The organism is Vibrio sp. R78045 (assembly GCF_042466085.1).
GTDB lineage: Bacteria > Pseudomonadota > Gammaproteobacteria > Enterobacterales > Vibrionaceae > Vibrio > Vibrio cyclitrophicus.
Window position 1 is genome coordinate 931,293 of the sequence record NZ_JAXHBS010000013.1, and the last position, 20,531, is coordinate 951,823.

At 43.2% G+C, this 20,531-nt stretch carries 20 protein-coding genes and 1 pseudogene; 8 read left to right on the forward strand and 13 right to left on the reverse strand.

The features are described from left to right. Window positions 1-849, reverse strand: coding sequence for an alpha/beta hydrolase (locus SJY39_RS14715; RefSeq protein WP_016790015.1), 849 nt, complete (start codon window positions 847-849; stop codon window positions 1-3). A 202-nt stretch (window positions 850-1,051) separates the two neighbouring features. After that, the gene (locus SJY39_RS14720) at window positions 1,052-1,645 is read right to left on the reverse strand and encodes a TetR/AcrR family transcriptional regulator (protein WP_010432517.1); all 594 of its coding nucleotides are present in this window, start codon (window positions 1,643-1,645) and stop codon (window positions 1,052-1,054) included. Between the two features lie 253 nt (window positions 1,646-1,898). Here SJY39_RS14720 and SJY39_RS14725 point away from each other — a divergent pair, with 253 nt between their 5' ends. Together SJY39_RS14725 and SJY39_RS14730 are read left to right on the forward strand one after the other, a co-directional pair. After that, a complete protein-coding gene (locus tag SJY39_RS14725; protein ID WP_016790014.1) occupies window positions 1,899-2,855 on the forward strand; it encodes an AEC family transporter in 957 nt (318 codons plus the stop codon). A 122-nt stretch (window positions 2,856-2,977) separates the two neighbouring features. After that, window positions 2,978-4,018: an acyltransferase gene (locus tag SJY39_RS14730; protein WP_016790013.1), complete on the forward strand. Its 1,041-nt coding sequence runs from the start codon at window positions 2,978-2,980 to the stop codon at window positions 4,016-4,018. 203 nt (window positions 4,019-4,221) lie between these two features. Here the strand turns inward: SJY39_RS14730 and SJY39_RS14735 are convergent, their stop codons facing one another. Beyond that, window positions 4,222-5,046, reverse strand: coding sequence for an AraC family transcriptional regulator (locus tag SJY39_RS14735; protein ID WP_016787513.1), 825 nt, complete (start codon window positions 5,044-5,046; stop codon window positions 4,222-4,224). 109 nt (window positions 5,047-5,155) lie between these two features. Here SJY39_RS14735 and SJY39_RS14740 point away from each other — a divergent pair, with 109 nt between their 5' ends. After that, the gene (locus SJY39_RS14740; protein WP_010432507.1) at window positions 5,156-5,632 is read left to right on the forward strand and encodes a YHS domain-containing (seleno)protein; all 477 of its coding nucleotides are present in this window, start codon (window positions 5,156-5,158) and stop codon (window positions 5,630-5,632) included. Window positions 5,633-5,914: 282 nt separating this feature from the next. Then, window positions 5,915-6,550, forward strand: coding sequence for an START domain-containing protein (locus SJY39_RS14745; RefSeq protein WP_010432500.1), 636 nt, complete (start codon window positions 5,915-5,917; stop codon window positions 6,548-6,550). Between the two features lie 32 nt (window positions 6,551-6,582). On the opposite strand, the gene SJY39_RS14750 is transcribed toward SJY39_RS14745, so the two are convergent. The 3 genes and pseudogenes from SJY39_RS14750 to SJY39_RS14760 form a co-directional block, all read right to left on the reverse strand. Further along, complete coding sequence (locus SJY39_RS14750) at window positions 6,583-7,113, reverse strand: hypothetical protein (RefSeq protein ID WP_016787512.1); 531 nt, start codon at window positions 7,111-7,113, stop codon at window positions 6,583-6,585. 8 nt (window positions 7,114-7,121) lie between these two features. Continuing rightward, window positions 7,122-7,508, reverse strand: coding sequence for an MAPEG family protein (locus tag SJY39_RS14755; protein WP_010432496.1), 387 nt, complete (start codon window positions 7,506-7,508; stop codon window positions 7,122-7,124). 778 nt (window positions 7,509-8,286) lie between these two features. Then, a pseudogene (locus tag SJY39_RS14760) lies at window positions 8,287-8,513 on the reverse strand (YjiH family protein); the annotation flags it as partial. A gap of 109 nt (window positions 8,514-8,622) precedes the next feature. Between SJY39_RS14760 and nhaD the strand changes: the two are divergent. Further along, window positions 8,623-10,062 carry a sodium:proton antiporter NhaD gene (gene nhaD, locus SJY39_RS14765; RefSeq protein ID WP_010432493.1) on the forward strand — a complete coding sequence of 480 codons (1,440 nt, stop codon included), beginning with the start codon at window positions 8,623-8,625 and terminating at the stop codon, window positions 10,060-10,062. Here nhaD and SJY39_RS14770 read toward each other — a convergent pair. From SJY39_RS14770 to SJY39_RS14780, 3 genes are all read right to left on the reverse strand, one after another. Further along, window positions 10,059-10,445 (reverse strand): hypothetical protein, encoded by a 387-nt coding sequence (locus tag SJY39_RS14770; RefSeq protein WP_016793156.1) that lies wholly within the window; start codon window positions 10,443-10,445, stop codon window positions 10,059-10,061. The two genes, nhaD and SJY39_RS14770, sit on opposite strands and share 4 nt — an antisense overlap. Before the next feature lie 228 nt (window positions 10,446-10,673). Then, window positions 10,674-11,156: a methylated-DNA--[protein]-cysteine S-methyltransferase gene (locus SJY39_RS14775; RefSeq protein ID WP_016785485.1), complete on the reverse strand. Its 483-nt coding sequence runs from the start codon at window positions 11,154-11,156 to the stop codon at window positions 10,674-10,676. 64 nt (window positions 11,157-11,220) lie between these two features. Next, on the reverse strand, window positions 11,221-12,669 hold the full coding sequence (locus SJY39_RS14780) for a DNA-3-methyladenine glycosylase 2 family protein (RefSeq protein WP_016790012.1): 1,449 nt from the start codon (window positions 12,667-12,669) through the stop codon (window positions 11,221-11,223). A 234-nt stretch (window positions 12,670-12,903) separates the two neighbouring features. On the opposite strand from SJY39_RS14780, the gene SJY39_RS14785 reads away from it, so the two are divergent. Further along, complete coding sequence (locus SJY39_RS14785; RefSeq protein ID WP_010432480.1) at window positions 12,904-13,107, forward strand: hypothetical protein; 204 nt, start codon at window positions 12,904-12,906, stop codon at window positions 13,105-13,107. 219 nt (window positions 13,108-13,326) lie between these two features. Here SJY39_RS14785 and SJY39_RS14790 read toward each other — a convergent pair whose 3' ends face one another. After that, on the reverse strand, window positions 13,327-14,220 hold the full coding sequence (locus SJY39_RS14790) for a LysR family transcriptional regulator (RefSeq protein WP_010432478.1): 894 nt from the start codon (window positions 14,218-14,220) through the stop codon (window positions 13,327-13,329). 154 nt (window positions 14,221-14,374) lie between these two features. Here SJY39_RS14790 and SJY39_RS14795 point away from each other — a divergent pair, with 154 nt between their 5' ends. Both SJY39_RS14795 and nagB read left to right on the forward strand, forming a co-directional pair. Beyond that, window positions 14,375-14,728: a DUF413 domain-containing protein gene (locus SJY39_RS14795; protein WP_010432477.1), complete on the forward strand. Its 354-nt coding sequence runs from the start codon at window positions 14,375-14,377 to the stop codon at window positions 14,726-14,728. 549 nt (window positions 14,729-15,277) lie between these two features. Next, window positions 15,278-16,078 (forward strand): glucosamine-6-phosphate deaminase, encoded by an 801-nt coding sequence (gene nagB, locus SJY39_RS14800; RefSeq protein WP_010432474.1) that lies wholly within the window; start codon window positions 15,278-15,280, stop codon window positions 16,076-16,078. A 298-nt stretch (window positions 16,079-16,376) separates the two neighbouring features. Here the strand turns inward: nagB and SJY39_RS14805 are convergent, their stop codons facing one another. From SJY39_RS14805 to SJY39_RS14815, 3 genes are all read right to left on the reverse strand, one after another. Next, window positions 16,377-16,913, reverse strand: a complete 537-nt coding sequence (locus SJY39_RS14805; RefSeq protein ID WP_022571110.1) for an MltR family transcriptional regulator — start codon at window positions 16,911-16,913, stop codon at window positions 16,377-16,379. A 50-nt stretch (window positions 16,914-16,963) separates the two neighbouring features. Continuing rightward, the gene (locus SJY39_RS14810; protein ID WP_010432469.1) at window positions 16,964-18,112 is read right to left on the reverse strand and encodes a mannitol-1-phosphate 5-dehydrogenase; all 1,149 of its coding nucleotides are present in this window, start codon (window positions 18,110-18,112) and stop codon (window positions 16,964-16,966) included. Between the two features lie 193 nt (window positions 18,113-18,305). Then, window positions 18,306-20,195, reverse strand: a complete 1,890-nt coding sequence (locus tag SJY39_RS14815) for a PTS mannitol transporter subunit IICBA (RefSeq protein WP_010432466.1) — start codon at window positions 20,193-20,195, stop codon at window positions 18,306-18,308. Between the last annotated feature and the right edge of the window lie 336 nt (window positions 20,196-20,531).

Below are 20,531 nucleotides of genomic sequence, written 5' to 3' on the forward strand. Positions count from 1 at the left end.
TTAGCCTATTAAGTTATCAAAGCTCCCAAATACTTGCGGGCACTTCATCACTCGTCCGTGACCTTGGCCTCGAGTGGCAATCAAGGTGACGCGATCCATTTCATTGGCAGCACGTTGAGAGACATCAAACTTAGTGAACTTGTCTTTCTCATCATGAACAATGATCGTCTGCGATTCGCGAAGCGCTAATTTCCCATAAGGATCCACTGATTGAATTGGGTAGTTAAACTGCTCTTCCACTTCACCTACAACCGCCTCAAACAGCTTCATTGAGTAACCAGAACGTGCCACACTGCCAAATAGGTTTTCTAGGTAATCCAACACAGGCGCGATCAGCAACATTGGCTTGTTTTCCAATTTAACGTGCTTGCACTCCAACGCAGAAGCAGTGCCCATGCTGTGGCCAACCAAACCTGCCACTTCACCAACCGAATCTAGAATGGCCTCTAAACCGTTCACAAACGCTGGAATATGACCATGTACACCATCACTGCCACCATGAGCAGGGTGATCGTAAGCCAAAGCCGTAAAGCCTTTGGCTGCGATGTGTTCCATGAGAGGGAAAAACTGACTCGCTGTCCCCGACCAACCATGAGTAAGCACCCAAACCGGTCCAGTACCCAGAGAGTATGTCTTCAATACACCGTCACGACCTTTGATCTCACTTTTAATCAAACCTTTTGGATCGGCATTCTTTTGCTCGGTGCGCATTGGAGTCAGCAGCAATTTACGTGCTGTTTTCTTCGCATGGCTAGGCGCTAGAATATAGTGAAGGTTTGTCGTGGCACCAATTAAGCTGCGCTTAAAACTGAATTTGTTCGATGTATTAAAATAGATTTTGTCACTCATGACCTGTCCTTGTTTCGCCATACAACTTGGCGGATAGAGCTCGGCCCCAAAAATCGAACGACCGTGCTATTTGTTTATCTAAAAAATGACGGTAATTTATTATCACTTACCGCCACTTCTATAAAATTGTGGTCAGCCTTACTAAAGCAAAACTTACGTTCTTTACGAATAAAATGATTTTCGAGTAAAACTTGTCAGCAATCTAAACCGCTTTCCAACTCTCTACTAAACGTTCTACGCCACTCCAGAAATGAGTGTGACTCGCTTGCTGACCTCGTAAGGAGTAAAACAAGTTAGCACTCAAATAAAGCCCATATAACTCAAAAGTTGCCTGTTTAGGTTCTAAATCAACTCTAAACTGCTTGCTCTCGATCGCTTTAGCGACCTGAATGGTCAAGTAATCAATCCACACTGAAATGGTTTTCTGCAGTGCCTTCTGAATCACAGACGTTTCGCTGCCTGCATCTTTCCATGCATCAATAAACATGCAGCTACCTTGAAACGAGTGATTCCAACCCAGCCAATTATCGAGCAGCTGTTTCAATTTCGCTTCAATGTCACCATCTCCCAACTCTCTTGCAGGCGTGATGACTCTTTCAGTGAATATGGCGTTGGAATACTCGAGCACAGAGAGTTGTAGGTTCTCTTTAGAGTTGAAGTGCGCGAACAATCCACTCTTAGACATACCACACTGCTTGGCTAATTCGCCAATCGTTAAACTCTCGAGACCATTTTCACTCGCAAGCGCGAATGCATGGCTCAAAATATACTCTTTGGTTATCTTTCCTTTGCTCATTATTCACCAATGATAAATCTGATGATTATTTTTAGCACGTTCGTACTTTTTTTCAAAGTTTTTTGCTTAACCGCAGGGATTTAATTTCTCTTATCAAAGAATTGTGGAAAAATGCGACAGTATTCAAAGGATATTGAGCGAAGCAGCGCCAAGTTAAGCCGTTATTCAGTTATTCGGTTATTCGGTTATTCAGTTATTCAGTTATTCAGTTATTCAAAAAGTAACGACTCAATTAAACAACAAAGGAAAAATAATGAACACACTTTGGGAACAGTTTGCGTTTTCGGCGTCAGTAACAGGCCCCATCTGTCTAATGCTGTTTCTTGGTGTGATGCTCAAGCGAATCGGCTTGATCAATGATAACTTCATCGATGTCGCATCAAAGGTCGTCTTTCAGGTCACTCTACCAGCAATGCTATTTTTGAGTATTGTTCAGTCTAACCACGATTTTTCGGCTAGCGGCAAGCTCGTTATTTTTGGCTTGGGGGCGAACCTTGTGTTCTTCATATTTACCACGGTAAGCACGAAAATAGCCTTTAAAAAACCAGAAGACCAAGGCGTAATAGTGCAAGGTGGCTTTCGAGCTAATACCGCCATTATTGGACTCGCCTATGTTGCAAACATCTACGGCAACGACGGCGTTGCGCTCGCAGCTCTTTATGTCGCATCACTGACCGTTCTCTACAACATTCAGGCGGTTATCGCACTCACTCCGAAGGGTCAAGAGTCTGGTGATAAAGCCGTTCAAGTGATTGTTAAAACACTGACCAAAAACCCTCTGATTATCTCTATCGCAATGGGAGTCTTGTTTTACTTACTGTCGATTCCAGTGCCGAAAATGGTGTCGGATGCAGGACAATATTTTGCCAATATGACCTTACCACTGGCTCTTTTATGCACTGGAGGGTCGCTTGACATACGATCTCTGAAAAAAGATAAGGGCCCCACCTGGTTCTCTACGGGATACAAGCTGGTCTTGGCTCCGCTGCTAATTACTTCAGTTGCTATATTCTTCGATTTTAGAGGATTAGATCTTGGTCTTATTTTCTTGATGAGCGCCGCGCCAACCGCTGCCGCAAGTTACGTAATGGCGCGAGCGATGGGGGGAAACTCTACCTTAGCCGCCAATATTATCGCTCTAACGACTGTCGTTTCTCTTATCACTTGCACGCTTGGTATATTCGCACTCACTGCAATGAATTTAATATAGCTGCGACAGGCTTCAAATAATCAACACAAGCCTTAAAACTAAGGCCGCAAGCCTTGATTTAGGACTAACGTATTCGCCATAAAGACTGTTAGATTTTACGAAATTTTTCTTAGAGATCTGATATGTCTTCCGTTCAACACACGCCTGCACAACGCATTGCCAGTATCGAGTTGGGCCGAGTGATTGCTATATTGGCGGTCATTGGTTTACATGGCCAAATGGCACTGACTTATTGGCAAATCAATGAAGTGCCATGGATTGGTTATGTTCTTAACCAAGCCGCGCGCTTCGCCGTGCCGCTATTCTTTCTTATTTCCGGCTATCTGATCCAACCTAAACTCACAGCGTCGCCTTGGACAACCTTCATCAACTACTCCAAACCACTACTCAAAGTTTGGTTGGTATGGAGCATCATCTGTCTGGTCATGCCATTCAACCTCTCTAAGGTTGAAGAATTGGGTTACTTAGGCGAACGCCAAGGTTACTGGGGCTTCCTAATGAACACCCCGCTCAACTCTTTCTTAGAGGGCGGACTAGTTCACTTATGGTTCCTTCCTGCTCTAATGTTCGCTGTTTTGATCATCGCCTTAATGGTTGAGATGAAACTCGACAAACTGCTATTACCAACGGCTATTCTACTTTACGTATATGGTGTGTTGGCAGGCAGTTACACAAGCTTAACCGACCTCAGTGCGCCGTTCTTCACTCGTAACGGCCCATTCTTTAGCACACTGATGGTGACTTTAGGCTTCCTGATTCGCCAACATCAATGGAAGGTGTCGTCAACAAAGGCCTTGGGGTTCTTAGCGATAGGCATGTTCATCCACTTTGCCGAAGCTGCATGGCTAACCAACTTTGATGTCGGGTTTAACATGAATGATTTCTTGTTTGGAACCACATTATGGGGCGTAGGTGTATTTATGTGGCTTCTGGCCAATCCAAATATCGGCAACTACGCATGGGTTCGTTCTATTTCAAACCGAATGTTGGGCATCTACGTCAGCCATTTGTTAGTTATTATCGTGCTGTTCAATGTTTGTGGAATATTAGGTATCACAGAGATCGGTAAAGATATCACTGTATTCTTCGGCACCTTTATCCTGAGCTTTATGTTGGTTTCGGGTATCGAAAAGACACCTCTGCAACGCTGGTTGCTTCGCTAACAGCCATCTCACCGGAAACGTTAAACTCTCTTCCCAATATTTATCTGCCAGTGAAAACACTAACCCATGGTCACTGGCAGTTTTTACTTAACTCAAGTATCGACATCCATCTAAATATCTACACAATCATAAGTATTTACACAAACCTCAATATTTACACAAACCTAAGATAAATATCGACAACCTTCATTTGATACTCACCGTTATCCCTCGATCTCTTTTAGCCATTGACGTGGTGATATACCAGAGACATGTTGAAACGCACGAGAGAAGCCAGAGTAACTGCTGTAACCAACCTCATCAGACACCCAATTAATTGGCTTACTTTGTAACAGTAAAGACTGAGCCACTGAGATACGCCACTTTTGTACGTAATCTCCGGGCGTTTCACCGACCTCTCTCTTAAATGCCTCGATAAATTGAGTGCGAGACATCGCAGCCAATGAAGCCATTTCCGCAACCGACAAATGACGAGCAGGCAATCTGTGGATAGCGTTCATTACAGGAGCGAGTCGAGTATGGGCAAGAGCTGAAAATAGCCCTTTATCAATTTTCTGTTGTTCAATGAGATGACGGAAAATTAAAGCCATCAATGCATCACTAAATTTATCCATTAAGTATTGTTGGCCTGACGATTCTTGGCTCGACTCCCGAAACAACACTTCGATCACTGGAATTAAGTTAGGTGCTTCATCAAACGGAATCACTATCACATCAGGAAGAGCAGACAACAAAGGATTCATCTGCCCTGCTCGATATTCCACATTCGCGCACACCAACTCTGCCCCCTCCCCCACCCCTTCAATCGCATGTGGCGTGCTGTTAGGCAAATACACCATGCAAGGCTGTGAAAGTTGCTTACTTTCCTTGTGAGCACGAGATAAGGTCAGATTCCCCGCGCTCAACACATGAAGATGCCCTTCCTTACCCTGTCGTGGCTTGAATGACGATACACCACACAGATTTCCAGAGTAAAAAACACCAGTACGTATCGAGAAATGTTCCATTAGTTGTGACAGCAGATCCATGCATCCTCCGAACGATTCGCTTACTTTTTAGTTCTTTTGTCCCTCTATAGACCGGACTAGTGGGCTAATTTATTCAAACAAGATAACCAAAGAAGACAAGGAAATTGTTATGTCATACATCAAACCAGCCAATAAAAAACTCACTCTAATGGTAGCGTTACTAGGTACCAGCTTCTCGCTAATGGCAGCAGATATCGACATGAGCGTTGATAGCAATGACATAGCGATCAAAGGCTATGACCCAGTAGCTTACTTTACTGATTCGGGCGCCGTTCAAGGCTCATCAAAATTCACAGCAACTTATAAGAACGCTATTTATCAGTTCGCAAGCAGTGAAAACCGAGATCAGTTTCGTACTAACCCTGAAGCTTATGCGCCTCAATACGGTGGCTATTGTGCCTTTGGTGTAGCTATGGGCAAGAAGTTTGAGACCGACCCTAATGCATGGAAAGTCGAAGATGGAAAGCTATATCTGAACTTGGACAAATCTGTACAAAAACGATGGTTGGAAGATACACAAGAATTTATCCAAGATGCCAACAGTAACTGGACGACGATCAAAACTGTCGAAGCTTATAAACTCTAGTCGATAAGCTCTAGTCGACAAGTTTTAGCCTATAAATTTGTCCACTACTCATTTTAGCCTTCAACGTTTATCCATTGCCCATTAATAAAAACGGAAGCGACCGAACGCTTCCGTTTTCATGTCGACGATTTAACTATGGATAAGTAGTCAACTAATGGTGACACCACAACAAACAACGATGTGACACTCAAATCAGAGAAAAGCATAAAGCCCTCAGCACGAATCAAATTCATTTTTACTCTATACTTCTGACAAATAAGCTTTTCTTTTTCAGGAAGAATAATGATATTAGCTAGGATTGTTGCACTCGGGCTTTGCACTCTATCAACACTCACCTATGCCGCCCCATGGCAATTTGTGAAAAGCGAAGATGGAATCGTCATTGATAAGAGGCCACATAGTGAAGGCTTGGTAGAAATACGAGCGAAAATGCAAACACCGACCAGTTATTCTGGTTTTTTGTTATTGCTGGAAGATAGCGACAATGTGCCGAACTGGATAGACAATGTATCTGAAAGCCAAGTGTTAATGCAAATTTCTGAAACTGAAAACATCGTCTACACCCAGTTTAAAGCACCTTGGCCTGCTAGAAATCGAGATATGGTGACCTACTCCCAGTACAGCGTCGAAGATGGACAGTTTGTTTTATCGATTAAGGATGCTTCGAACTATTTGGCAAAAGAATCAGGGTATATTCGAATCTACGATGTGGACGCACTTTGGACATTGCAACCACTTACCAATGGCAATACCTACATTACCTATACTGCGTATGCGAACGCGGGTGGGATATTACCAAATTGGTTGATGAACAAGTTATCGATCGGCAGCGCACTGAGTACGTTTAAAGGGTTGAAAGAGCAGCTACCAAAATACCAAGGCCAGCAACACCCTCACCTGCCAAGCGAGTCTCGCTAGCTATATAACTGCCAATAGTGGAAAGCAAACCACTAAGGCCTTCTTGCCAGATCTCGAGCTAAGATCAGTGCTAAACCAAATACCTGAAGAAAAAGCGCGATATTCTTGTAGAAAGCCATTTTCTCATCGAGCCTTTGTATTAACTCAACCAAGGTTAGGTTATCCAAATAGTAATCGTCGATTCGTGTTCGTTGTGCTTCTTGAGCACTATTTATCAACACCATAATCTCGGGTAAATTAGCCAACGAAATCGTTGGCACTTCATCACTCACCCAGCGCCTGAGCTGGCCGCGCAACGCTTCATTGAGAACTGTCGCAGGTTGAGCCACTTCTGTTGGTCGTTTATCAAGGTGAATTAGAATGGCTTCACGCTTGCGTTCTAGGGTTTCGATCGTATTCCAGGCTAGTTGTATCGAATATACGTTGCCGTATTTGCGATCGTTGTATTCCGCTTTTTCCGCTTCAAGTTTATCTAACACCAAGCTCGACATAACAATCGCCATGATGTTGAGTATCAGACCTGCAAGGACAATTGCCCAAGCAGGAGGAAGGCGTAATACCATAATGCTCCCTAGAACATTTTATCAAAAGGTAGGTAAGCTAAGTTTAGGACAATCAAAGAGATCATGCAGATAAGCGTTAACACCATACCCACTTTTCGACCCTTAAAATTTTCCGCTAGAATTCCTTTAGCATGAATCACACGTCCCAAAAGAAAAGCCACGCCCAGTACATGAATAAACCAAACATTGGCTCCGTTCATCTCTAAGAACCCCATCAAGATAATTGTAATGGGGATATAATCCATTGCGTTGCTTTGTGCCGAGCGTGCTATCTGCAACGACTCAACACCGCCATCGGCGTAAGCGACCAGGTTCGCTCGCCTCTGCTTAATAACTTCGATCGCTAACCAGATCATGACGACCGTCAGCAAGGCTGCGTAAAGTGCTGTAACCATTATGTTTCCCTATCACTTGGTGTTAATTCGTCATACATTACCCATCAATTCATTGGTGTAGTCAATGCAAAATGATATTTGAGCCCGAAAATATGTAAGAGATCTCTTACATGTAACGTAAGAGATCACAATTAAGCTTCGCAGAAAACACCTAAAAAACAAACCCAACCCTTTGTTTTGTATGAATCTACGCATATTTATTTCAGTTAGCGTATTCATTTATTTCTTACCATCAATTGCGAGCAAAGCCTCCAAAGTGTTTAATACACAGGTCGACAGGGAGTTGGCAGGAACAGGAAAAAGCCTAACGGATTAGGTATCTTCAGGACGAAGATTTGATGACTTAGGATGAGTGATCAGCATGGAAGTTTTCCTCTAGGATAGAGCCACTCGCCAGGATGACGAGTTAGCAAGGACACCGCCAGGAAGGCGACGAATTGGATAGGTTAAAGGATTTAGCCACGTCAAGGAATGATGCAGGGAGCACCAGTTACCTATTGAAAAATTAGTAACGCGCAGTAGCAGGATGGCTACAAAAAGAATAAACCCCGTTTGGTGAAAGCCAAACGGGGTTTCCTTTTTTTAGCGTTTGAAAAGTCTCATTGGCAATTCATTTACCATAAACCCTAAAAAGTTTCGAAAACTGTCATTCTACAAAAGTTATAGAATAATATTCATCAAGAACATCGCACCAAACGCATTCAATACTGAAATCGCGATCATCACTGGAATATAGCGACCTTCAATACCAATTGGTCCCATGATACGTCCCATGTATTGCACCAACAAACTTGAAGATAAACATCACAGCAACCGCTAGGCCAATTGACGAAGTTACCGCCAAATAACCATCCATAACTGGAAGGGTGAACAGTACTGTACCTGAAGAGAAGAAGTTAACGATCGCCCCGCGCCAGCATCAGTACTTTGAAGCGACGCAATCAATGCTAAGCCTGAGTTGCCAGGAGTATCCATCAAAGCTAATACTTTCGCCACCGTCTTTCTTTTTCACTATAATCTATTGAATTATTAAGATATCTATCACACCCCACATGCTTATTTAGGTCTACGCTTTTACCCGTGTTAATAACTTATTAACTTCGGAGCGTAATCCATGCTAGGTATCCAGCTTTCAGCTGTTCTCTCTCTATTCTTCTTTTCAACGGTAGCAGCTGCTTCCACTTCTCAGCTAGGGGAATCGCTCAGTCTAACCAACTCGTTTGCTGGCTACCTGTCGCTGACCATTTTCGTTGTCGCCTACATAGTGGTGATGATGGAAGAATACCTAAAGCTCAGAAAGTCAAAGCCCGTGTTACTGGCAGCTGGCTTAATCTGGATTATCATTGGTTTCACTTACCAAGAACACAACCTTGTCGAAGTGGCCAAACAAGCCCTTGAACATAACTTACTAGAATACGCTGAACTACTGCTGTTCCTACTCGTGGCCATGACGTACATCAGTGCCATGGAAGAGAGGAGGTTATTTGATGCATTGCAAGCGTGGATGGTAGGCAAAGGGTTCAATTTCCGGTCTCTATTTTGGTTAACAGGTATTCTTGCATTCTTCATTTCCCCCATTGCCGATAACCTCACCACGGCTCTATTGATGTGTGCTGTGGTTCTTAAGGTCGCAGGCTCTAATCCAAAATTCGTTAACCTCGCGTGTGTGAATATTGTGATAGCTGCCAATGCCGGCGGCGCATTCAGTCCGTTTGGGGATATCACGACACTAATGGTTTGGCAGGCTGGACATGTCAGTTTTACCGAATTCATTCCGTTATTTATTCCTTCAGTGATGAACTACTTGGTTCCAGCACTGATCATGTCTTACTTTGTTCCAACCACTCAGCCCGATACTGTGCACCAACACATCGAGTTAAAACGTGGCGCAAGGCGAATCGTCTTCTTGTTCATCATGACAATCGGTACCGCGGTCGCTTTCCACGCCGTGCTTCACTTCCCTCCTGTAATGGGCATGATGATGGGGCTCGCCTACCTCCAGTTCTTTGGGTATTACCTACGCCAGACCTTGCCCAATTCGCTCGCTAAGAAAAAAGCGGTGGCGATTGCTAACAAAGACGAAGGCGCGCTTAAGAGATTAGGTTCAGTCGTGCCATTTGATGTATTTCGTAGGGTATCTCATGCCGAGTGGGACACGTTATTGTTCTTCTACGGTGTCGTAATGTGCGTGGGCGGCTTGAGTTTGTTAGGTTACTTAGAGCTTGCCTCTGGTGTGATGTACAACCAATGGGACCCAATTTGGGCCAACATCATGGTCGGGATCTTGTCTGCTATTGTCGATAACATTCCGGTGATGTTTGCGGTGCTGTCCATGGAGCCACAGATGTCAATAGGTAACTGGCTATTGATTACCTTAACTGCAGGTGTTGGGGGCAGCTTGTTGTCTATTGGTAGTGCAGCAGGCGTGGCGTTGATGGGGGCAGCGCATGGGAAATACACCTTCTTTGGGCACTTAAAATGGATGCCAGTGATCATGATAGGTTATGCCGTCAGTATCGTCGCTCACTTATGGCTTAACAGCGCTCTTTTCTAATTAGACAACTCGCCCAAAGGCTTCTCAACCCTTGTCCAGACATTGCTTAGTTGCATCGCTGGGCAGCGGTTGCAGGTGAGTACCGCACCTTGATGTTGAATCCGCATTACCAATCCAGGGTCAACTCGACTATTTGCGGAATTTAATTTAATGTTGATCAAATCATCTTCGACACGATACGTGCGGGTAACGGTATTACCCATAGTTTGATAAGTCACTTGCCCCGATTCGAACACTAAATAGCTGCCATTCTCAGCGTTCTCATACATGCCTTTGAACAAAACAAGCTGTGGTACTTCGAAGGGGCGATTCGTGTCGGTTAAGCAGCCAGTTAGCAATAATGCGCTACTGCAGCAGAATATAAGTGAATAACGGCTATTCATTTGAGCATCCTTGCTTGGAGAATATAGTTAAATAGTATGCAACTAAACTAGTATTTTCCAGAAAGCGCCAATTTTATTGTAAAGTCACTCTTTACGTCCCTAGCCCATGAGTTTTTAACCATAAATCGATACATCAATGAATGGCATTAGTACTCAATATCAATTTGTGCACCATGAAAAGCAATGCACTCTCGATAAAGCCCAATCAACATTCTCTACAGAACCTATCTACTCCTGTTCCCTTCCTTCAATAACCAATAAGCGTTGCTTTCGTTCGACACCACCTGCATACCCGGTCAGCTTGCCATTTTTACCAATCACACGGTGACACGGCACAATCACTGACACCGGATTTTTGCCATTCGCTAGACCAACAGCACGCACCGCTTTCGGATTGCCAATCGCATCAGCCAATTGTGCATAGCTCCAGGTTTCACCGTATGGAATCGTCGTGAGAGCTTGCCACACCGACTGCTGAAACGGTGTACCCTTGGCTGAGATCGGCACAGTAAATTGAATGGCTTCGCCAGAAAAATATCGATTGAGCTGGTCGGCAACCAATTCAAAGATCGGAAAGTCATCATCTCGAACGCCTAACTGATCTGGCTTGGTTGTGTATGTTTCAAACCAAAGACCGAGCAGCCCTTCATCGTTCCCCTGTAAAGTCACGGTTCCCAGTGGGCTCTCATAATAAGTAAAACGGTTAGCCATAATATCTCCTAGCCTAGTACTACAGATGTTTGTGTATTGTAGATATTTGTGAGCACTCTTTATTTTAAGACTGATTCCAGCAGTGGAACGTGGCGTAGCTTCCCCAAGGCGAAACACTCTCTGTATTAATCGTAGAGCGATGCTCAATGAACTTCTTCACCACCAAATCGCTAATCAACAGGTGGTTAGGCTCACTTAGCCCTCTGAGCAGCGCGTACTGAATCGTCCAAGGCCCAATGCCCTTTAGGTCAATCCACTTAGAAGGGTGTTCGGCTTCGTTGTCGACCATGTATTCGGCAAAACGCTTTAAAGTTTCCTTACGACTTCCCGGCATTCTTAAAAAGCTCACATCAGCATCAGCTATTTGTTTAGGTGTTGGGAAATACGCTTTCTCAGATGCATAAGCAATTTGTTGTAATTCAGAGCACTCTTGGGAATTAGCCAACTCTTGTAAAACAGAAGCTTGATGCGTACCAGAAATCTCTCGCACCAGTAAGTTGAGTTGGCCGATCGCTGCTGTTACTGAGACTTGCTGCCCTAGAATCGCTCTTACACCAGCCTCCCAAGCACTCCAAACGCCAGGAATACGGATACCACTCTTGGCAACCAAGTTAGGATCAATGGTCATAAAAAAAGCCTCAACCTTGGCAATATCGACATCAAGGTCGAACATACGTCGAATGTTAGCAATCAAACTTCTTAATTGGCTTATATCGTCCAACTCAAATTCAATATCTAAGCGGTTTTCTTTTACTAAGGTGGCCTTGAACCAGCCTTTAGAACCATTCACATTCACCGTGCGTTGATAATAGTTTTCACCGATGCCCTCCAGACCTTCAATCATTCTTCGTCGATAAAAACCCAACAGGTGCTCCCAATCTAAAGGGCCATGAAAAGAAAGTTGGATATGGTTACTCAGGTAGTTGCTGGGTTTAGAGCGTCGGATTTGGCTTGGTGAGAGCTTCAGCTCTTTTAAAAAGGCATCATTGAAACGGCGTATACTGTTAAAGCCGCTCGCAAAACCGACATCAGTAATGCTCATGCTACTGGTGTGCAGTAACTGCTTCGCAAACATTAACTGGCTATATAGGCTGTATTGCTTTGGTGACACACCGATGTAATTGTCGAATAAGGTTCGTAAATAGCGGTCTGAGATACCCAAACGAGCCGCAAGTTCTACGATTGAGCCTGAATTCAAAGCACCGTTATCGATCAATTGTAAAGCACGCAAAAACGTTGTTTCGACGCCTTTCCACGCGGGTGAGAATGGTGCGCTATCAGGGCGACATCGTAAACAAGGACGATAACCCGCTTTCAAAGCCTGAGCTTGATGAGAAAAGTATTCGACATTTTCTTCTTTGGGCGGGCTTGCCGGGCAAATAGGTCGACAAAAGATACCTGTCGTTTTTACTGCGGTAAAAAACATGCCGTCAAACCGAGCATCTCGAGAGTAGCGAGCCAAACTACACTGCTCAGTCGTTAAGACACTGTTGTTATTGATATTTTTTAACATGTCATACTCTTCTAATTAACGGCTGCTCTTTTTCCAATAACTAAAAGTCTACCGCGAACCGCCATTGCCGCTAGCCACTTTCGGAAGTGAAGGTTAAATAAATCACAAAAACAGTTTTATTTTCACTCAATTCAGCTATTTTTAATAGGTAGAAGGGATACTTCTAACAACGTCAACAACTGGTACTTAGCACATTAAGATGCAGAGACCTATTGGATAAAAAGGAAAAAGGCTATGGATCTTCATACGTGTCGAATTGTGTTATCAAACCAACAAATTCTCACCAGTCAATCAGTCGAGCAATCTCTCAGTTACCTTGAGGATCAAGCCGACATCGGAATTTCTATGATCGAAATTGATGCTACCGATGGAAATCAAATCCATTCGTACATGTCTCGCTCTCTTGAAGAGTCAATCGAGAATCTAATGAACTTATAGTTCCGCCAAATAAGGCACATTGACCAGGCTTAACTTCTTTTATGTGGGTTAGAACTGACTTTAGATTTGGTTTAGAGCTTATCTTTGATTTAGAAAATATTTATGTTTTAAAGAATGGGATGATCTCGGATTTAAAAATAAAGTTCTCGCTGGTTTAAAAACAAAAATGGCTCCTTTAACAAGGAGCCATTTTTTTATGAAAACATCGTGAAATTAAAACTAAGCGTTTGGAGCTTGCTCAGCTGCTTGTTGAAGCGTATACGCCGTTGATGGGTCAATCTCATTAACCAATTGCTCAACCTGCATGATAGCGTCAACTGAAGTACTGCTTTTACGATAGCTCAAGTAAATAGGGCGATACCAGTCTTCAACCCCTTTAACCTTGTGTAACTGACCCGAAGCAATAAAAGGTTCAACCAGAGATACAGGTAGGTAGGCACTCCCCCCTTTCTCCAAAATGAAGTCAAGGGCAATACGAGCCGTAGAGGTACGTAGATACGGCGCGGGCACTTTTGGGTGACGCTCGGCGTGTTCAGAACCAAAACGCGTTCCCCAGTCGACATAAACATATTTATGTTGGAATACAGATTCCAGATCATCTTGTTGCGTTGATACCAACACCAAAACCAAATCAGCGACTTTTTTACAGTTCAACTCTTCCGCTTTGATCTGATCGAAAGCGAAAGCCATATCTAAGGTGCGTTCAAGTAAATTTCGGTTGAGTTGCTCACGCCCCATCACCTCGGCCATAAAGCCATAACCACCAAAAGAATCGGTTACTACACTCAAACAATTTTGCAGATACGCATCCCAAATATTCGGTGTACCACCCAGTGTTAACTGCAAAGCTTTACCACTCTCCAACGACAGCTCAAATTTAGCTTGTTGTAAGGTAGACACCATCACTTCCGCATAACCAATCAAACGCTCACCGGAAGAGGTGAGCTTGATGTTATTGCGATCACGAATGAAGAGCTGAGTATCAAAATAGCCTTCTAGCTGTTTGATACGCGCACTCACCGCCGCCTGTGTCAGATACAAATTTTCTGCTGCACGCCCAAAATGGCGCACCCTTGCAACCTCAAGAAAGGTTCTAAATACTTTCACATCCATCAAATACATCTCTGTAATAAATCTGCTAACTAGCCGATCTAGGATTGTTTATCGTAAAGGCAAAAACGTTTTGTTTTCTATTTTTGCCTTTTAACAATATTTTCGCGTGAACAATAAACACTAATTTCTATCTAACCACATTACTGAGGCTGATATGTCTGAGACCGAATTCCGACACGGAAAAAAACGTTTTTATGACACCATTAAATTCCCACGAGGGTTCGCTAAGTCAGGTGATTTTACTCTTTCAGAAGAGGAAATCCTAACCTTGTTTGGTGACACTATGCTTGCACTTGAAACTGGTGAACTCACACCAACCAATGCTGAAGAAAAACACTTCATTAAAGTGCTATCTCACCCTCATAAGGCTAAGTCCAAGTTAGAGCGTGTTTGGTTGAAGTACATTCAACTAGCTCGTGGACGCCGTCGCTTTCATACCCTAAACGGCTGCAAACGCGGTGAAGTGCCTAGGGAAGAATACGAAAGTGAGTTAGTGTTAGAAGATTAGTAAAATAGCTCAAAGTGATACCTCATCACTTTGGGCTTTTTTTTGCCTTCAACACACTTTACCTTCGCAACAGTTAAGTTTAGCTAACCCGGCTGGTTTTACCAATATATATAAATAATTCATAACGATAGCACCGAGACACCTCGACTCAGGCATAATCTCAACGGTACTTGCATCACTGTAGAATTTACGTTTCTCTCCTTCCCCCCTTCTTTAATCAATATCACTCTACATTACCCCCCTTATTTTTCTGCCTGAACTCTATTCTAGCGGCCTGTTAATGCATCGAAGTACACAAACAAATCAAGCTTATCGACCCTTTCAGACGCTGAATTGAATCAATATTATGCTATATGACAAACGTATTAATCTTGTTTAACGCCACCAAATATCCATACAATAATTATGCAATTCTGAGAGATCTAGTCACAAATACAATGAAAAAAGTAAAATATTGACCTAAAACAATAGCAGAACACGACAACTTATTTTATAATGCGAATTAATGTTTCAGAACACTATAAAATTTAATTTCTAGGGGCAAAATCAATGAGACTTATTCCATTAAGCAACAAAGCAAAAGTAGGTAAATGGGCTGCTCGTCATATCGCAGATTCTATCAACAAATTCGCTCCGACTGCCGAGCGTCCATTTGTACTAGGCCTTCCTACTGGTAGCACACCTCTAACTACTTACGCTGCGCTAATTGAACTTTACAAAGCTGGTGAAGTAAGCTTTAAGCACGTTGTAACATTCAATATGGATGAGTACGTTGGCATCGACCCTAACCACCCAGAGTCTTACCGCACATTCATGCACGAGAACTTCTTCAACCACGTTGATATCCAAGCTGAAAACATCAACCTTCTTGATGGCAAAGCTGACGACATAGATGCACACTGTGCAGCGTACGAAGAGAAAATCCGCTCATACGGTAAAATCAACCTATTCATGGGCGGCGTAGGCATCGACGGTCACATCGCATTCAATGAGCCAGGTTCTTCTCTGTCTTCACGCACGCGTATCAAAACGCTAACTGAAGACACTCGTATCGCGAACTCTCGTTTCTTCGATGGCGACATTAACCAAGTGCCTAAATACGCACTAACTATCGGTGTTGCGACTCTTCTAGATGCTGAAGAAGTAATGATCCTTTCTCTAGGACACAACAAAGCGCAAGCACTTCAAATGGCTATAGAAGGTTCTGTAAACCACATGTGGACTGTTACCGCTCTACAGATGCACCGTAAAGCTATCATCGTTGCTGATGAGCCAGCTCAACAAGAGCTAAAAGTTAAGACTCTACGCTACTTCCAAGAGCTAGAAGCTGAAAACATCCAAGACCTATAATCGATTGTCTTGAATAAAAAGGCGTTTTTAATAGAAAGAGCGTCTTGAATAGAGAAAGCCACAGAATGTGGCTTTTTTTGTATCTGCAATTTGAGGAGGTGAGTAACAGGATCGATAATAGAGCAACAAGCTCGTTTAAACAGGCTGCAGAAACAAAAAAGCGATTTCTCAAACAAGAGAAACCGCAATGACGGTATATTCTAAGATGGATAAAACGAATTAAAGCTAGATAAGCTAAATAAACACTTTAGGTGTAAGCTCAAGCGAAAGCTTCAAGCTATGAACTCAATAGCAAAAACTAAGAACTCAGCGCGTTATCTCGGCACAAGGTGTTAATGATGTCTGTAATAGCCAAAACGATCGTGGATTTCACTTTCTGGTTATGTCGACCCAAGAACATTTCTAACATTGGACCAGACATGGTTTTCACCATCTCAGGGTCGTATTCAATAGGCATAATACGCTGAATAGCATGTACTTTGTTTAGCTCAAAGATGATATCCACTTCAGTAAAACTGGTGTCATCACCCTGTATTTTCGCCCATTCTTTTAAGGTCACGAAAATCTCTAAGTCGTCATAAAGCTCTTTACTGATCACGCCAAGCCCCAGAAGCAACTTTCCGCGTATCATTATTTCCCCTAGCGGCCCGCCACTATTGAGAAGAGGTTCTACAACGAACTTAATCGCAGTATCGTCTTTCTTGAAAATATTTTTTAAAACCGAATCTACCGTATCATCCAATGCATCATAAGCGGCCATCAGGCAAGCGCCAGCACTCTCAGCCTCGGAAAGTGCTTCGAGTAATTCTGTTTCATGATTAGTTTGTATTGGCATAACGGCTCGGCAATAAGAAAGTGCCACAGGAGTGGCACTTTGGTGGTTTATCATTTCAATGCTAGATAAGCTTGTTCCGCTAGTTTAACAACTTCTGAGTCACTATTCAGCTCAGAATAATATGCTAATGTCTCTGCAAAGCCTTTTTCTGCAAACATTGCCTGAAGTTCAACCGCTTGAGGGTCATCTTCGTTCTTATAATGGAACGCTGCCGCAATCGCTTTTACTAGGTGAGCGTTTGGAAGGCCGTATTCTAATGTGCCGTTCAGTGGCTTAACCAAGCGATCTTGTGGGCTCAGCTTACGAATTGGTTGACGACCAACACGATCTACTTCATCACGTAGGAATGGGTTTGCAAAACGACCAAGGATTTTTTGGATGTATGCAGCGTGAGCTTCAGGATCAAAACCGTAACGCTTAATAAGTACAGCACCACTCTCTTCCATTGTTGCTGTTACTTCAGCACGGATTACGTCGTCTTCAATAGAGTCTTTGATTGTCTCATGACCCGCAAGAACGCCAAGGTATGCCGTTACTAGGTGACCAGTGTTAAGAGTAAACAGTTTACGCTCAACGAAAGCCATTAAGTTATCAGTGCATTCCATTCCTGGGATGTTTGGGATATCACCCTTAAATTGTGTTTGATCTACAATCCATTCGCTGAACGTTTCAACCGTTACTGCTAGAGGGTCTGTCTCGCCAGCTTCTGCCGGTGGAACAATACGGTCAACCGCTGAATCAACGAAACCAATGTGCTCTTCAGTGAAGGCTTTCATTTCATCAGAAAGGTGCTCTAATACTGCAGCTTTAAGTTGGCTAGTACCACGAACCATGTTCTCTGCCGCGATTACGTTCATTGGTGCAGTGTTACCAGCAGCAGCACGTTTTTCAATGCCTTGCGCGATAGATTTAGAGATAATCTTGAGAACCGTTGGGCCTACCGCTGTTGTAATAAGATCCGATTCAGCAATGCAATCCACCACAGCGCTTGTCGCTGAGTTCACTGCTGTTACGTTTTTAACGATCTCAACAACACACTCTTCTCCAACAATCTTTACTGGGTATTCTTTACGCTCAATTAACGCATTAACAACCGTTTCATTTACGTCTGCAAACGTAACCTTCATACCAGCATCAGAAAGAAGCTTACCAATGAAACCACGACCGATATTACCTGCACCAAAATGTAACGCTTTCATAATTTTAGACCTTATAAATATTTGAATCTAGATAGCTAACTACTCAACAACATGCCCTTTCCAATTAGGTTCTAGGCATTAAACAGTAAGCTATACAGACTGAATCTTTATTAAACCGATAAAGAGTAAGACCGAAAATGAGGCCAGTGGGGGGACACCGGCCTCCTTCACTCAGGAGCTTGACTAGAGCGTATTAATTTCCGTTTAGAATACGTAGAACATCATCTGGGTTAGTTGTGTTCTGTAAGCATTCCACTGCTTCTTCGTCATCAAGTGAATTGGTAATAGCCATCAACACCATGTTGTGTTCATCGCCTTGTGCTGCAATACCGATAACCATCTTCGCAATATCATCTTCATCTTCACCCCACTGAATGCCTTCAGGGTATTGACAGAAAACGATGCCGGTTTTTTGTACGTACTGTTTCGCTTCGATTGTGCCGTGTGGTACCGCGATAGACTCGCCTAAGTAAGTAGACACAAGCTCTTCACGAGCAAACATACCTTCTACGTATTCAGGTGACACATTGCCAAGTTTTACTAATTGGTCACCAGCAAACTTAATCGCGTCTTTTTTCTGAGTCGCTTTTAGACCAAGGAAGATGCTGTCGTTAGTCAGAGCAAGTTTGTTGCCTTCTTGTGCTGGAGCCGCTGCCGCAGGTGCTGCTACTTTCGCTTCACCGCTTTGTGCTTCTACAAGGTCTACAACCAACTGGTCATATACAGCGCCATCTAGGAAATTGTTAAGAGACATGTGCATTGCACCTGGTACGGTTTTACGTGCACGGTCTGTTAGGTCTTTGTGTGTAATAACAATTTGCGAATCAGCTGGTAGGTTGTTGATTGCATAGTTAGTTACCACAATGTTCAGGCCAGCTGTTTCTACTTTTTTACGTAGTAGACCAGCACCCATTGCGCTTGAACCCATACCCGCATCACACGCTACGTACACAGCTTCTACATTAGCTAGGTTCACGTTTGCACCTGATACAGCACCTTTAGAAGACGCTTTCATGTCTTTCATTTGTGCTGATGCTTTTTCTAGTGAATCTTCGTCGTCACCTTGAGCTGAAGTCTTAAGTAGGATTGAAGCTACGATGAAAGACACAGCGGTTGAAGCGATTACTGAAAGTACAACACCTAGGTAAGAACCTTTTGGCGTCATCAGTAAAACTGCGAAGATAGAACCTGGAGATGCTGGAGAGATAAGACCAGAATCAAACATTACGTTAGTGAATACACCCGTCATACCACCTGCGATTACAGCAAGAATTAGACGTGGGTTCATCAGTACGTACGGGAAGTAAATCTCGTGGATACCACCTAGGAAGTGGATGATAGATGCACCAGCAGCAGACTGTTTCGCGCTACCTTTACCAAATACCATGTAAGCAAGTAGAAGACCAAAACCAGGACCTGGGTTAGCTTCAATTAGGAAGAAGATTGAACGACCAATCTCTTCAGATTGCTGGATACCTAGTGGAGAGAAGATACCGTGGTTAATTGCGTTGTTTAGGAAAAGAATTTTCGCAGGTTCAACAAAGATAGAAGCTAGAGGAAGAGCACCTGCTTCAACCATTGCGTTAACACCGGCCGCAAGACCACCAGATAGAATCTTAACTGCAGGACCAATCACGACAAACGCGATGATTGCGCAGATCATACCGATGATACCAGCAGAGAAGTTGTTCACTAGCATTTCGAAACCGCTCTTCACCTTACCGTGAACAGCTTCATCGAATTTCTTAATTGCGATACCACCTAGTGGACCAACAATCATTGCACCCATGAACATAGGGATATCTGTACCAACGATGACACCCATCGTTGTAATTGCACCAACAACCGCTCCACGGTCGCCGCCAACCATTTTACCACCGGTGTAACCGATCAATAGCGGTAGTAGGTATGTGATCATAGGACCAACCATTGATGCTAACGTTTCGTTAGGCCACCAACCTGTTGGAATAAATAGTGCAGTAATGAAACCCCACGCAATAAATGCGCCGATGTTTGGCATTACCATATTGGATAAGAAACGACCAAAGTTTTGAACCTTAATCTTTGCTTCTGGTGATAACATAGGTAGAACCCCGTAGTGTATTGGTTGGTCAAATGACCGAAAGTGTTTATTCAAAAGTCGATTAAAATGTATCACAACATTTCGAAAATGCACCTTGAGGCAATTTTAGTGACAGTGGTCACACACAAAAAACACTTTCGGGTTATCGATAGCCACTTAGATCACAAAAATGGTATGAATTTAAATTACAAAGCAATGTAAATGGGAATAACACTCATTATCGAGTGATATTGATCACATTTTGTTTTGTAATACTTAAAAATAAATAGTGATCAATATCACACTTAATAAAATAGGGTATCTAAAATCTATAATTAGTGAGCAAAATAACAGCGT